Annotated in this window: 12 protein-coding genes and 1 rRNA gene; 3 read left to right on the top strand and 10 right to left on the bottom strand. The window is 62.6% G+C overall.

The genetic code is table 11. From position 1 onward, the window contains the following. A 5S ribosomal RNA gene (gene rrf, locus ACP7EG_RS26505) occupies window positions 1-111 on the top strand; the annotation flags it as partial. A gap of 110 nt (window positions 112-221) precedes the next feature. Then, on the top strand, window positions 222-1,520 hold the full coding sequence (locus ACP7EG_RS26500; protein ID WP_426090060.1) for a leucine-rich repeat-containing protein kinase family protein: 1,299 nt from the start codon (window positions 222-224) through the stop codon (window positions 1,518-1,520). A 53-nt stretch (window positions 1,521-1,573) separates the two neighbouring features. On the opposite strand, the gene ACP7EG_RS26495 is transcribed toward ACP7EG_RS26500, so the two are convergent. Both ACP7EG_RS26495 and ACP7EG_RS26490 read right to left on the bottom strand, forming a co-directional pair. After that, window positions 1,574-2,833 (bottom strand): nitronate monooxygenase, encoded by a 1,260-nt coding sequence (locus ACP7EG_RS26495; protein WP_071078790.1) that lies wholly within the window; start codon window positions 2,831-2,833, stop codon window positions 1,574-1,576. Window positions 2,834-3,016: 183 nt separating this feature from the next. Further along, a complete protein-coding gene (locus tag ACP7EG_RS26490) occupies window positions 3,017-3,502 on the bottom strand; it encodes a YajQ family cyclic di-GMP-binding protein (RefSeq protein WP_010396032.1) in 486 nt (161 codons plus the stop codon). Between the two features lie 185 nt (window positions 3,503-3,687). On the opposite strand from ACP7EG_RS26490, the gene murB reads away from it, so the two are divergent. Beyond that, window positions 3,688-4,716 carry a UDP-N-acetylmuramate dehydrogenase gene (murB, locus tag ACP7EG_RS26485; protein WP_426090054.1) on the top strand — a complete coding sequence of 343 codons (1,029 nt, stop codon included), beginning with the start codon at window positions 3,688-3,690 and terminating at the stop codon, window positions 4,714-4,716. Here murB and ACP7EG_RS26480 read toward each other — a convergent pair whose 3' ends face one another. Genes ACP7EG_RS26480 through ACP7EG_RS26445 form a run of 8 tightly spaced genes read right to left on the bottom strand, consistent with a single transcriptional unit; the run spans window position 4,717 to window position 13,651 of the window. Beyond that, window positions 4,717-5,031, bottom strand: coding sequence for a pyrimidine/purine nucleoside phosphorylase (locus ACP7EG_RS26480; RefSeq protein ID WP_426090053.1), 315 nt, complete (start codon window positions 5,029-5,031; stop codon window positions 4,717-4,719). Window positions 5,032-5,055: 24 nt separating this feature from the next. Continuing rightward, window positions 5,056-6,081, bottom strand: a complete 1,026-nt coding sequence (locus tag ACP7EG_RS26475) for a diguanylate cyclase (protein WP_426090052.1) — start codon at window positions 6,079-6,081, stop codon at window positions 5,056-5,058. 10 nt (window positions 6,082-6,091) lie between these two features. After that, entirely contained in the window at window positions 6,092-7,141 is a 1,050-nt protein-coding gene (gene cheB, locus ACP7EG_RS26470; protein ID WP_426090051.1) for a chemotaxis-specific protein-glutamate methyltransferase CheB, read from the bottom strand. A 10-nt stretch (window positions 7,142-7,151) separates the two neighbouring features. Continuing rightward, window positions 7,152-9,455, bottom strand: a complete 2,304-nt coding sequence (locus ACP7EG_RS26465; protein ID WP_426090050.1) for a hybrid sensor histidine kinase/response regulator — start codon at window positions 9,453-9,455, stop codon at window positions 7,152-7,154. Beyond that, window positions 9,452-10,138 (bottom strand): chemotaxis protein CheW, encoded by a 687-nt coding sequence (locus ACP7EG_RS26460; RefSeq protein WP_426090049.1) that lies wholly within the window; start codon window positions 10,136-10,138, stop codon window positions 9,452-9,454. Before ACP7EG_RS26460 ends, ACP7EG_RS26465 begins: the two co-directional genes overlap by 4 nt. A 9-nt stretch (window positions 10,139-10,147) precedes the next feature. Continuing rightward, window positions 10,148-11,383 (bottom strand): CheR family methyltransferase, encoded by a 1,236-nt coding sequence (locus tag ACP7EG_RS26455; protein ID WP_426090048.1) that lies wholly within the window; start codon window positions 11,381-11,383, stop codon window positions 10,148-10,150. After that, window positions 11,380-11,835 carry a chemotaxis protein CheW gene (locus tag ACP7EG_RS26450; protein ID WP_426090047.1) on the bottom strand — a complete coding sequence of 152 codons (456 nt, stop codon included), beginning with the start codon at window positions 11,833-11,835 and terminating at the stop codon, window positions 11,380-11,382. Before ACP7EG_RS26450 ends, ACP7EG_RS26455 begins: the two co-directional genes overlap by 4 nt. A 4-nt stretch (window positions 11,836-11,839) precedes the next feature. Continuing rightward, window positions 11,840-13,651: a methyl-accepting chemotaxis protein gene (locus tag ACP7EG_RS26445; RefSeq protein ID WP_426090046.1), complete on the bottom strand. Its 1,812-nt coding sequence runs from the start codon at window positions 13,649-13,651 to the stop codon at window positions 11,840-11,842. Window position 13,652: the final 1 nt, after the last annotated feature.

Genomic DNA, 13,652 nt, shown 5'->3' with positions numbered 1-13,652 from the left:
TGATGACCATAGCAAGTTGGTCCCACCCCTTCCCATCCCGAACAGGACCGTGAAACAACTTTGCGCCGATGATAGTGCTGCAACCAGTGTGAAAGTAGGTTATCGTCAGGCTTGTTATTCGAAAAAACCCCCATCGGTGATCCGGTGGGGGTTTTTTTACGTCCGCTGGATTGAGCGATACCAGCGTTTGCCGGGTTTTTGAAAGGGATATCTTGTCTGCTGTGCATACACTGGAACAATTACACACTGGCCAACTGGCCGGCGTGCGTCGCCTGACGCTGTCCTGCGGCTTGAGCGACTTCCCCCGTGAGATATTCGACCTGGCCGACAGCCTGGAAATCCTTGATTTGTCGGGCAATGCGCTGTCCTCCCTGCCTGACGATTTGCCACGGCTGCACAAGCTGCGCATCATTTTTTGCTCGGATAATCTGTTCACCACCTTGCCGGCCGTGCTCGGTTCCTGTCCTGCGCTGGAAATGATCGGTTTCAAGGCGAACCGGATCGACCATGTGCCAGCCGCAGCCTTGCCGCCCAGGCTGCGCTGGCTGACCCTGACCGACAATGCCATCGAAGTCTTGCCAGATGAGCTGGGCAAGTGCGGTGCATTGCAGAAACTCATGCTGGCGGGAAATTGCCTGGCCAGCTTGCCCGCCTCCCTGGCCAATTGCCGCCAGTTGGAACTGGTGCGCATTGCCGCCAACCGTTTCACGGCGCTGCCCGATTGCCTGCTGTCTTTGCCGTGCCTGAGCTGGCTTGCGTACGCGGGCAACCCGTTCACGGAAGTGCGCGAACTGGCGGCCTTGAGCGGTGCCGGCGCGGCGGCTGTGGCCTGGCAGCGCCTGGTATTGGCGCAGCAGTTGGGCGAGGGTGCATCGGGCGTGATATACCGTGCCCGCCTCGATGGGCGAGAGGATGTCGCCGTCAAAGTATTCAAGGGGGCGATGACCAGCGACGGCTTGCCGCGCAGCGAAATGGCCGCCTGTGTCGGCGCAGGTGCACATGCGGGCCTGATTCCCATCCTTGGGACACTCGATGGGCATCCGCAAGGGGCGATGGGCCTGGTCATGCCGCTCATCGATGCCGCTTTCCGCAATTTGGCCGGTCCGCCCAGCCTGGAATCGTGCACGCGCGACGTGTATGCCGATGGCGCACGCTTTGATTTACCGCAAGTGTTGACGATTGCCCATGGCATCGCCTCGGCCGTGTGCCAGCTGCATGCGCGCGGCATCGTGCATGGCGATTTGTATGGCCACAATATCCTGCATGCGGATGGTGGCGCGTGCCTGCTGGGCGACTTTGGCGCGGCGTCCATGTTTGCGCCCGGCTCGCCGCAAGGGGACTTGTTGCAGGGCATAGAGGCGCGCGCCTTTGGCGTACTGCTGGGCGAGTTGATCGCGCATGGCGCGACGTCCTTGCCCGGCCTGCAGGCCATGATGGATGCTTGCCTGCAGGAAGAGGTATTGCTGCGGCCACAGTTCGAGGTGATCGAGCGGGCATTGCGAAACATGCTTCCCGCATAAAAAATGGCGCAGCCTTCGCAGGCTGCGCCATTTTTATTTCAGGCTGAGCATATTCAGCCTTGGACTGCTTTTTCCGGCAGGGCAATCTGGTTGTCGACGCTGAACTGGTAGTCCTTGAAGACGTGTTCGGCCGTCAGGATCTGGTATTCGCCGTTGTCCAGCTTGTGCGTGGTGTCCTTCAGGCGATACGTGTAATGGCCGCAGGTCCAGCAGTTGAAGTTGCGCATGTGGGTGCACAGGCACGTCTTGTCCATCACGACGACGGTTTTTTGTTCCGGATGGGCCGCCACTTCGCGGTTGTACGAGTTGATGTACGCGCAGTTGCCCGTCGCGTCGAGCAGGTAGCCATACGATTCGCAGCCTGGACGGATGCCGGCGCCGATGGCGGGCGTGTTTTTCAGCATGCGCATCGGGTAGCCCGTCGGCGAGACGCCGTTGACGATGATGTCTTCTTCCGAGGCCTTGTAGTATTCCTGCTTGACCTTGTTTGGCAAGCCGCATTCCTCGGTGACGGTGAAGCGCGTCGCCACTTGCACGCCAGCTGCGCCCGCTTCCAGGAAGGAGACGGCATCGCTGCCCGTGAAAATGCCGCCAGCGGCGATCAGCGGGATGTCCAGCTGTTCCGTCTTCAGGTAGGCGAGGATTTCGGCGGTAATCGTGTGCAGGTCGTAATTGGCCCAATCCATGCCGAAACCCAGGTGGCCGCCGGCCAATGGTCCTTCGACGATGATGAAGTCGGGCAGGCGGTCCAGCTTGGCGTTCTTGCGCAGGAAAATCTGCAGGGCGCGCACGGACGAGACGATGATGCCCAGCTTGGCATCGCGGAAACGCGGATGGTCGGCGATCAAGGCAAACGAACCGAAGTGCAAGCCGGCCGACAGGGTGATGCCGTCGATGCCCGCGTCCAGCGCCGCATTCAGGCGCACACGCAAGGTTTCGCGGGGGCCATTCATGGTCAGCTTTTCCATGCAATTGACGAAGATCAAGCCATCGCCTTTTTTCGCTTCCATGGTGCGGCCGATATGCAGGCGCTGCGCTTCGGCCAAGCGTCCCAGGTCGAACTGCACCACGGCCTTGTCGCTATTATTGATGTTGAACTTGTACAGTTTCGTCTTGTCTTTGACGAAGGTGGTGTCGAAACGGCGATCCGACACATCTTCCACCATGGCATCGGAGATATGGCCGATACCGTTCAGCCGGGCCGCTTCCAGGGCCAGCTCTGACGTGGAAATATCCACACCCATTCCGCCTATCATGATGGGCACATACTCTTTTTTGCCAAATCGCAGGCGGAAATCATCAACACGTTTCATTGCTATCCTTAGACTACCGTGGTTATCACTGAGCCAGATGTACGGTCAAGCCCGCTGCCGGTCGGGCGCGCGGGCGCATGTAGCTGTGCGCAGCTTCAATTCTACCCCAAGCGGGCAGGCTCTCCGGGGCGGCTTGCCAGCATGCTGGTGCAAGCGCGGGCCGGATCGCGCGCCGCATCGAAATTAATCGCGGAAATTGTTAAATTCCAACGGCATGTCGGGCACGTCCTTGCGCAGCATGGTCATGGCCGCCTGCAGGTCGTCGCGCTTGGCGCCCGTGACGCGCACGGCTTCACCCTGGATGCTCGCTTGCACCTTCATCTTGCTGTCCTTGATGACGCGCACGATTTTCTTGGCATCATCCGATTCGATGCCATTCTTGATCTTGATGATCTGCTTGACCTTGTCGCCGCCGATCTTCTTGATGTCGCCTTCGTCGAGGAAGCGCACATCGACCTTGCGTTTGGTCAATTTGTTGGTCAGTACGTCGCGCACCTGGCTGAGCTGGAATTCCGAGTCCGCAAACGCGGTCAATTCGTTTTCCTTGTGTTCGACGCGGGCGTCGCTGCCCTTGAAGTCGAAGCGGGTCGTGATTTCCTTGTTGGATTGCTCGACGGCATTCTTGACTTCGATCATATCGGCTTCGGAGACTACATCAAATGATGGCATGGTCTGTTCCTTTTCTTGTTAAAGCGAGCGCGCGCTCGGCGCACTGGGCCTTGGCGGCTGATTCTGCGCCATGGGACGGCCCTGTTAAAGATGCGACATTTTAACGGACAACGGGCGAGTCGCCCTTGTCCTGAGGTGGTTTTTTGTCGCTTTCGCTCTATAATCGAGCAAAATTCCCCTATCCCATGCATCCAGAGCTCACCATCGAACACAATTACTCCCTCCAGCGCCTGAATACCTTCGGCATCACGGCCAATGCGGCCGCCTACGTACGCATCACTTCGCAAGCCGAATTGCAGGCCGCGCTGCAAGATCCCGCCTTGTCCGCCATGCCGCGCCTGATACTGGGCGGCGGCAGCAACATCGTCCTGACGGGCGACTTTCCCGGCGCCGTGCTGCACATGGCCACGCGCGGCATGCGCCTGGCGCAGGCCGACTTCGAGACCATCCTCGTCACGGCCGCCGCCGGTGAAAACTGGCACGACTTCGTGCAGTGGACCCTGGCGCAAGGCGTGGGCGGGCTGGAAAACCTGTCGCTGATCCCCGGTACCGTGGGCGCGGCCCCTATCCAGAATATTGGCGCGTATGGCGTTGAAATCAAGGATTATCTGCATAGCGTGAGCGTCATGCACAGCGCCAGCGGCATCGTCTTCGACATGGACCGCGATGCTTGCCGTTTCGCTTACCGCGACAGCATCTTCAAGCAGGCGGATGGGCGCGAGCTGATCGTGCTGGAAGTGACGTTTGCCTTGCCTGCCGAGTGGCAGCCGAACTTGCGCTATGCGGAACTGGCACAGGCCGTGGCCGAGCGCCATCTTGCCGAACCGACGCCGCAACAGGTGGCTGAAACGGTGATGGCGATACGCCGGCGTAAATTGCCGGACCCGGCCGTGATCGGCAATGCGGGCAGCTTCTTCAAGAATCCCGTGGTGTCACGCGAGCAATGTCTTGCCTTGTTGGAACGTTCCCCAACCTTGGTGCACCATGCGCAGCCTGATGGCACGGAAAAGCTGGCGGCCGGCTGGCTGATCGATCAGTGTGGCTGGAAGGGAAAAAACCTGGGGCCCGCGGGAGTGTATCCCAAGCAGGCGCTGGTTCTGGTGAATAATGGCGGCGCTCGTGGCGCAGACATTACCCGGCTGGCGAAAGCGATACAGGATGATGTAGAGGCGAAATATGGCGTGCGCCTGTCGCCCGAGCCTGTGTTTGTTTAATCAACCGAAGTGGCAGACATAATCTAATGTCTCCACCGTTTCAATATCAAAATGGCTATTGCCCGGCACCTTGAATTCCTGGCCTGCGGCATAGCTGTTCCATTCTGTCGCGTCGGCCAGGCGTACCTTGCACAGGCCGCCAACGATTTCCATCGTTTCCGGCGCGCCCGTGTTGAAGCGCAGCGATGACGGGAAAATCACGCCCACGCTTTTCTTCGTGCCATCGGCCAGGATGACATTGTGCGAGACGCACTTGCCCTCAAAGTAGATATTCGATTTCTTGACGACGCTGACATTGTCCAGTTGTGTGCTCATGCTTCACTTTCCTTCAGTTAAAAATCAGTCTTCGACGTCATCGGCGCTCAGCACGCTGTTGCGTCCGCCGCGCTTGGCCGCGTACAGGGCCTGGTCGGCGCGGTTGATCAGTTGCTCGACCGTCGAGTCCGGCGACGGCACGATGGTGGCCACGCCGATCGAGATGGTGACGATGCCCGTGCTTGCCGCCGGGTTTTCGATCCGCAAACCCTCCAGGTGACGCCGGCACGCTTCGGCGATTTGCAGCGCGCCAGCCAGTTCCGTCTCGGGCAGGATCAGGGCGAATTCCTCGCCGCCGTAGCGGGCCGTCAGGTCGGCCGGGCGTTTCAGATGCTCCGTCAGCACGGCGGCCACTTTTTTCAGGCCCAGATCGCCCGCCAGGTGGCCAAAGTGATCGTTATAGCTTTTAAAATGGTCGATATCGCAGAACAGCAGGCTCAGCGGCGTCTTGTCGCGCTGGCCCCGCTGCCATTCGAATTGCAAGGTTTCATCGAAGCGGCGGCGGTTGGCGATGCCCGTCAAGCCATCGAGGGCGGCGAGTTTCTGCAATTCAATATTCGCATCGGCCAGGTTTTTTTGGCTTTCGCGCAGGAAGCGAAATGCCTGGTCGCGCTGCAGGCGGCTGATGTGCGCATTGGAATGGTAGCGTATGCGCGCCAGCAATTCCAGGCGGTCCGGCAGTTTCACCACGTAATCATTGGCGCCGACGGCAAAGCTGTGGGCCTTCAGTTTCGGGTCATCCTTGGCCGACAGCACGATCACCGGCACATGCGCCAGCGCCGCGTTTTCGCGGTACAGCTGGATCAGCGCGAAGCCGTCGATGCCAGGCAGCACCAGGTCTTGCAGGATGACGGTCGGTTGCAAGCGCAGCGCCGTATCCAGCGCCTGCGTGGCGTCGGTCACGTAATGAAACTCGATATCCTGCTGGTCGCTCAGCATGCGCCGGATTGCCTCAGCAATGATCAACTGGTCGTCCACCAGCAGCACGCTGACCTTGAATTCGGTCAATGCGGGCTCATGCAGGGTGAAACTGGAGGAAAATTCTGGCATTGCATTCTTTTCAGATGTTAGGGGAGGACTCCCACCCATTGTTGAGTTTTGCGCCCAGGCGGTTGCGCAGGCTGGCGCCTATTCTATCCAATGGCAGGATTTGCTGCGCTGCATCGAGTTCGGCTGCCGCGCGCGGCATGCCATACACGGCACTGCTGGCCTGGTCTTGCGCTATCGTCGTCTTGCCCGCGCGGCGCATGGCCAGCAAGCCGTCGCCGCCATCGCGGCCCATGCCTGTGAGCAACACGCCGATGGCATCGCCGCGCCAGTGCTGTGCCACGCAATGAAAGAAGACATCGACGGAAGGACGGTAAACATACTCGCGTGGTGCCGCATCGTAACCCAAACGATAATTTTGATCTAGCAGCAGGTGATCATTGGTCTTGGCGACCAGCACGCTGCCGGCCACCAGTTCGTCGCCCTCGGCGATCACGCGCACCGGCATGTCCAATTGATCGTCCAGCCATTTGGCGAAATGCGAGGCGAAGGTTTCATCGATATGTTGCACTACCACGATGGCGCAGCCGGGCGGCGCCGTCCAGCCGGACAGCACCTTGGCTACCGCTGACGGCCCGCCCGTCGAGGCGCCGATGGCCACCAGGGTGGTGACCTGGCCATCGCCGCGCTCGCCGTTGACATGCACCTGGCGCGGCGGCGGCGCTTCGGTGCTGTGGCGTATCAGCTTGCCGATGGTCTTGATCTTGGCCAGCAGTTCGCTGTCGCCGCCCACTTCCCCCTGCAGCACGGGGGTGGCCGTGACGTCGAGCGCGCCGGCGCCCAGCGCGCGGAACACCTGGTTGACATTGTCTTGCGGGCGTCCTGTGACCACCAGAATGGCGCACGGGCTTTGCTCCATGATCAGGCGCGTCGCCTCGACGCCATCCATCTCCGGCATGTTCAGGTCCATCAGGATCAGGTCGGGGCGGTTGCCCTCGCACATGCGCACCGCTTCGAGTCCCGTGCGGGCGATCCACAACACCTGGTGCTCCTGCGTGCTGGCCACCACCCGGCGCAGGGCTTCGGCGGCCATGGCGACATCGTTAACAATGGCAATTTTCATGAAGTGCAGCTCATAAGCGGGCATCTCCTATCAGGTCCGCCACCGCGTCGAGCAAGGTCTCGTCGTGGAAGCTGCCTTTGGTCAGATAATAATCGGCGCCCGCGGACAGGCCGCGCGCGCGGTCTTCCGGGCGGTCCTTGTACGAGACGATCATCACCGGCAGCTTGTGCAGGTGCAGGTCCTTCTTGATCAGCGAGACCAGCTCGATGCCATCCATGCGCGGCATGTCCACGTCGGTGATCACCAGGTCGTATTCGCCGCTGCGCACCACGTTCCAGCCGTCGATGCCGTCGATCGCCACATCGACCTCGAAACCGCGCGCCAGCAGCAGCTTGCGCTCCATTTCGCGCACCGTCAGCGAATCATCGACCACCAGGATGCGCTTGGCGCGGCGCTGCTGCGCGTGGCCGGCCTGCGCCAGCTGGTGCAGGCCGCCCTCGTGCAGCAGCTTGTCGATCGACAGCAGCAAATCGGGCACGTCGAGGATCAGTACCGGCTCGCCGTCGTCGAGCAGGGCGGCGGCGGAAATGTCGCGCATCTTGCCAAAGATCGGATCGATGGCCTGCACCGCCAGGCTTTGCTCGCCGCGGATGGCGTCGACCACCAGCGCATAGCTCTGCTTGCCGCGTCCGATCACCACCACCGGCAAATCGTCGGCGCTGCTGGGCATTTCGCCCAGCTCCAGCACCTGCGCCGCCGACACCAGGCCCAGATGCTCGCCCTTGAGTTCAAAGAACTGCTTGTTTTCCAAGGTGTGGATGGCCGCTTGCGGCACGCGCACCACGCTTTCCACCTTGACGATGGGGATGGCGTAGGCCTCGCCCTGGATGTCGATCACCAGCGCGCGCACGATCGACTGCGTCAGCGGCAGGGTAATCAGGGCGCGAAAACCCCGTCTCGGCTCCGATTCCAGGCGCACCGTGCCGTTTTGCTGGCGTATCGTCTCATGCACGATATCGAGGCCCACGCCGCGCCCGGACAGCTGGTTGGCCGTCGCTTTCAGGCTGAAGGCGGGCAGGAACAAAAATTCCAGCAGCTCGCCCGGCGACAGCGCGGCGGCCATGGCGGGGCTGGCCATCTTGCGCTCGATGACGGACTGGCGGATTTTTTCCAGGTCGACGCCGCGCCCGTCGTCGCTGATCTCGATGCTCAGCATGCCGGCGCGGTGGCGCGCTTCCATGCGTATCGTGCCCATTGCTGCCTTGCCCGCGTCGATGCGCTCGTACGGGCCTTCCATGCCATGGTCGATGGCATTCCTCAGCATGTGGTTCAGCGGGCTTTCGATCTTCGCCAGGATGTCGCGGTCGACCAGCGTGTCTTCGCCGTCGATCTCCAGCTGCACTTCCTTGCCCAGGCTGCGCGCCAGGTCGCGCACCATGCGCGGAAACGCGTGGATGCCGTCGCGGAAAGGGCGCATGCGCAGCGCCAGCACTTCGTCGACCATGCCCTGCGAGACGGCCAGCAGGCGCCGTTCATAGGTTTCGATATCGGCGATGTGCTCGAGCATGAACTGCTTCAGGGGCTGCGTCTTGTGCAGCGCCAGCAGGGATTTTTCCATCAGGTCCGGGTCGCCCGAGCGGGCAATGGCGACGTGCAGCTGTTCGATGGCGGAAAACAGGCTGCTCTGGTTGCGCTTGAAGCGCTGCAGGGCGCCGATGAACGGGTGCATCTGGTGCGCATTGATGCGCGATTCGCTGGCCAGCGACAGCAGTTTGTCGAAATTCTGCGCCTGGGCCTTGGCTGGCGCGCCGGTACGCGGCGCGTGGGCGGCCGCCGACTCCACTTCCTCGCCCGCCAGGCCGCCGGCCACGAGGGCTTGCAGTTCGGTGGGGAGCGGCGGCAAGGGCGCTGCTGTCGGCACAGGCGAAGGCAGCGAGGGCAGGGCGGGTAGCTCCGGCAGCTCGGCGATGCCGGCGATGGCGTTCAGGATCTGGTCGATCTGCGTCGCGTTGGCGGCCAGCCACGCTTCGGCACCCGCATCGTCGAGGCGCGACAGCTGCACGATCAGGTCGACGCCCGACAGCAGCACGTCGACCCGCTCCGGCGTGAGTTTCAAGCGGCCATGCTGGGCGGCGACAAAGCTGTCTTCCATGCCGTGCGCCAGCTGCACCACCACTTGCAGGCCGACGATGGCGGCGGCGCCCTTGATCGAGTGCGCCGCGCGCATCATCGATTCGACGGCGGCCGCGTCGCCCGCATGGCGCTCCATGGCCAGCAAGCCATCGGTAAGAATCTGGGTCTGGCTGTCCGCCTCCATGCGGAACAGGTCCAGCATGGAAAAGGCACTCAGGTCGCCGTGCTGGTCCTGGCTCATCGTAATAGTCTCGCAAGTTGAAAACCGATCAGCGCCGTGTCCAGGCAGCCGATGCGCATGTCGCCCTCGGTGATGACACCAGACAGAAAGCGCGACAGGCCCTTGTTGATGGTGGCCGCCGGCGTTTGCAGGCTGCCCGACGCATAGCGCACGATGCCGTGCAGGTCGGCCACGGGCAGCGCGTAGGCTTGCTCTTCCCAGCGCAGCAGCAACAGGCGCGCGAACGTATGGCGTCCCTTGGCGGGCGGCGCTCCCTGCTCATCGATGCCCAGCAGGGTGGCCAGCGACATGCACGGATACAGCTTGCCGCCGATATTGACGATGCCAGACAGGCCGCGCCCGCTGCGGTGCGGCAGCACGTGCGGCTTCGCTTGGGGCGCGACGGAGTCGAACACGCGCGTGGGCAGCGCCAGCCACTCGCGGCCGATGCGAAACACCAGCACCGAGCTGTCGCGCACTTCGCCGCCCGCATCGATCTGGCGGAAGTGGCTGGCCCAGTCGCGCTGGTAGTGCTCATCGACGGGCCGCTGCAGGTTGCGCTGGGCGGCACCTGCATACACGTCGCAATTGCGGCAATGCACGTTGGCTGGCAGCTTGGGGCAGCTCTGGTCGCCGACCACGCCGATATGGTTCCAGCAGTCGTCGATGCTGGCGGGGGACTCGGTGGCGATGAGGTTTGTCATGCATGCCCCTTAGTTGGACGCCTGGCGGCGCTGGTAGATGCGCGCCGCGCGCGCCTTCAGGGTGGCGGCGGCCGTGTGGTTGCCATTGCGTTCGGCCAGCAGGGACAGGTGGCACAGCGCCTCGTAATGGTCCGGCTGCAAATAGATGCAGCGGCGCCAGTAGTCGTCGGCCAGGTCCATCTTGCCGGCCAGTTCATTGATGATGCCCAGCATGAAATACGCTTCGGCCGCCTCGGGCACGCGGGCCAGGTGGGCGTGGCATTTTTCACCCGCCTCGCGCAACTGGCCACGGTCGGCCAGCAGGCGCGCTTCGGCCAGCAGATCCGCCGGTGGCTGCGGCGCCTGCACCGGCACGGGACGCGGACGCGCCGCCGGAGCAGGGGCGGCGCGGGCCGGCGCGGGCCGTGGCGCGGGCGGCACGCTGCGCAGCGCGCGCGTCGGCGGCGGCAAGGCGGCCACCTGGATCACTGCGGCCGGTGGCGTGGCTTCCTTTTTCAGCGCGAAGGCCTGGCGGAACTGCAGCGGCGCAAAGCCGTTCTGGCAGAACGACGGCACTTCCGCGTAGCCGGCCAGCAGCATGCCGTCGTCGGCCAGCAGGGCGGACAGGTTATGGATGGCCGCGCGCGTGGTCGGCTTGTCGAAATAAATCAGCAGGTTGCGGCAAAAGATGACGTCGTAATGGCGGCTGTAGGTGGCCGTATCGAACAGCAGCAGATTGCCCTGCCTGAAGGTCACCTGTTCGCGCAAGGCGTCGATGATGCGGTAGGCGTCATCGGCCACGTGCGTGAAATAGCGTTCGCGAAAGGCCACGTCCTGCGCACGGAAGGCGTTGCGGCCATACACGCCCACCTGCGCCCGCTCGATGCAGCCGGGGCTGAGGTCATACGCGTCGATGCTGAAGGCCTGTTTTGGCACGCCGCCGTCGCGCAGCGCCATGGCCATCGAATACGGTTCTTCGCCGCCCGCGCACGGAATCGACAGGATGCGCGTGGCGCGCCCGCGTGCCCAGCGTTCCTGCACCAGTTCGACGGTGGCGTAGAACGCCTGCGGGTCGCGGAACAGCCACGATTCCGGCACCACCACCAGTTCGATCAATTGCGTCATTTCGGCCGGCGTGAGCGCCTGCAGGTAGGCTGCACTATCGCTGAAGCCCGTTTGCTCCATGCGCTGGCCGACGGCCCGCTCGGCCACGGCTTTGGAGACGGACAGACCGGTCGCGCGGCGCAGCAGGGTTTGTGCCGTCATGTTGCGCCCGCGTCTTGAAACAGCAGCGCGCGCACGTCGGGCGGCAGCAGGTGTGCCAGTTCGATCAGCTGCACGATGCCGTCAGCGTCGCTGGCCACCTGGCCCAGGAACGGCGCCGTCGCCACGCCGCTGTCTTCAAGCCCTTGCGGGTCGATGTCGGCGATGCCGCGCACCTGCGAGGCCATCACGCCCAGCGCATGCGTGGTGCCGCCAGGTGCGCGGTAGTCGACGATGACGATGCGCGTGTCGAACTGCGCGGCGGCGGCCGGCAGCCCGGCCAGGCGCGACAGATCGATCACGGGCACGGGCTTGCCGTGCAAGTCCATCAGGCCGGCTACATAGTCTGGCGTGAGCGGCAATTGTTTCAGCTCCAGCAGCGGCAAGACGCGCACGATGCTGGCCAGGGGCAGGCCGTAGCGGTCGCGTCCGATGTGAAAGAGCAGCACTTTCATGGGATCAGATGGTGACGGCGAAGGACGACACGCTCGACTGCAGGTCGCCCGCCGCATATTGCAGCTGGTGCACCGCTTCGCTGGTGGCTTTCAAGGATTCCACCGTTTGCTGGGTGGCGTCGTTGAGCTGCATCATGGTGTCGGAAATTTGCGACGCGCCTATCGCTTGCGACTGCATGCCTTGCAGCACGGCATCAAATTGCGGCGTGAGTTTTTGCACCTGGTCCATCACGGATGACAGCTGCTCGGCCACTTGCCGCACTTCGCCCACGCTGCGGCGAATTTCCTCAGAAAATTTATCCATGCCCATCACGCTGGCCGACACGGCCGACTGCATTTCCTTGAGCATTTGCTCGATATCCCAGGTGGAAACAGAGGTCTGGTCGGCCAGGCGGCGAATCTCGGTAGCCACGACGGAGAAGCCGCGGCCCGCTTCGCCCGCCTTTTCCGCCTCGATGGCGGCGTTCAGCGAGAGGATGTTGGTCTGGTCGGCCACCTTGGTGATGGTGATCAGCACGCTATTGATATTGCTGGCCTTTTCCGACAGGGCGGCCAGCTTGGCGTTGATGGAATCGGTGGCCGAGACCATGTGCTGCATGGTCGAATCCATGCGCTTGAGGTTGTTTTGCGCTTCGGCCGTGGCATTCGTCGTGTAGTCGGCCACGGCCGTGGCGTCTTCCATGGTTTTGAGCAACTGGCTCGTATTGGCCGAGATTTCCTTGGTGGTGCTGAGGATTTCCACGCTGGTTTGCGCTTGCTCAATACCGGTGGCTTCCTGCTGGCGTGCCGAGGCGGCGATTTCCGTGGCCGACGTCGTCACCTGGATGCCGGCCTTTTGTACATTGTTGAGCAGGCTGCGCAGGTTCTCGAACATCTTCGCCAGGCCGTTGCCCAGCTGGCCGATGGCATCGCTGCCCGTGATGCTGACCTTGCCCGTCAGGTCGCCCGAGGCCGCCTTCGATACCACTTCCAGCAAGGAATCGACCTTGGCCCGCAAACTGTTGGTCGCGGCCAGTTCATTGGCCTGGTTGTCCTGGATGGTTTGCGCCATGCGGTTGAATTCTTCCGTCACCTTGCCCAGCTCGTCGCGCGAGAGGATGGCGGCGCGCGCGTTCTGCTCGCCGCCGGCGATGCGCCCGACGGCATCCGTCAGGTTGTTCAGCGGACCGAGGATGGAACGGCCCAACAGGTAGGAAATGCCCAGCGCCAGCACCACGCACAGCAAGCCGCCCAAGGCCAGGGTCAGCAGCATGGTTTCCTGCAATTTTGCCGTGTTGGCCGTGCGTTCGGCCAGCAAGCGGCTTTCCTCGGCAGCGACTTCGTCGAGCAGCTTGTTCGCTTGCGCGACGGCCGGGTAGCCGGTCGGCGGCATGCTGCGCGCCACTGATTCCGTCGCGCCCGGGGCATTGCCCAGCGCGCGGCGTTTCTCGATCAGCGGATTGATCCAGTCCTTGACCCAGGTCGTGGTCAGCTGGTCGATCTTGCGGAAGCGTTCTGACTGTTGCTTGTTGTCGACCGTCATGGCGATGGCTTTTTGCGTGTGCTGGCTCAGCACCGCCATCTCGTCCGTTTCCGGGTTCAGCGAGGCTTCGTTGCCGGTCAGGATGAACCCGCGCACCTCCACCTGGATTTGCAGGATGGAATTGTGGATCTTGTCGATCTCGACCAGCACTTCCATCGTGTGGCGGTCCCATGCATTGGCTTCCGACAGGCGCGAAAAGCTGTTGTAGGCGACGCCCAGCAGGATCAGGATGATGGCCACGATGGAGCCGAAGCCCAGGTACAGTTTATTCTTGATACTCAGGTCTTTGAACATG

Source organism: Janthinobacterium sp. PSPC1-1, from assembly GCF_049897625.1.
Taxonomy (GTDB): domain Bacteria; phylum Pseudomonadota; class Gammaproteobacteria; order Burkholderiales; family Burkholderiaceae_D; genus Janthinobacterium; species Janthinobacterium tructae.
Note: the sequence above shows the minus strand (reverse complement) of the source record. Positions and strands in the feature narration are given on the sequence as shown.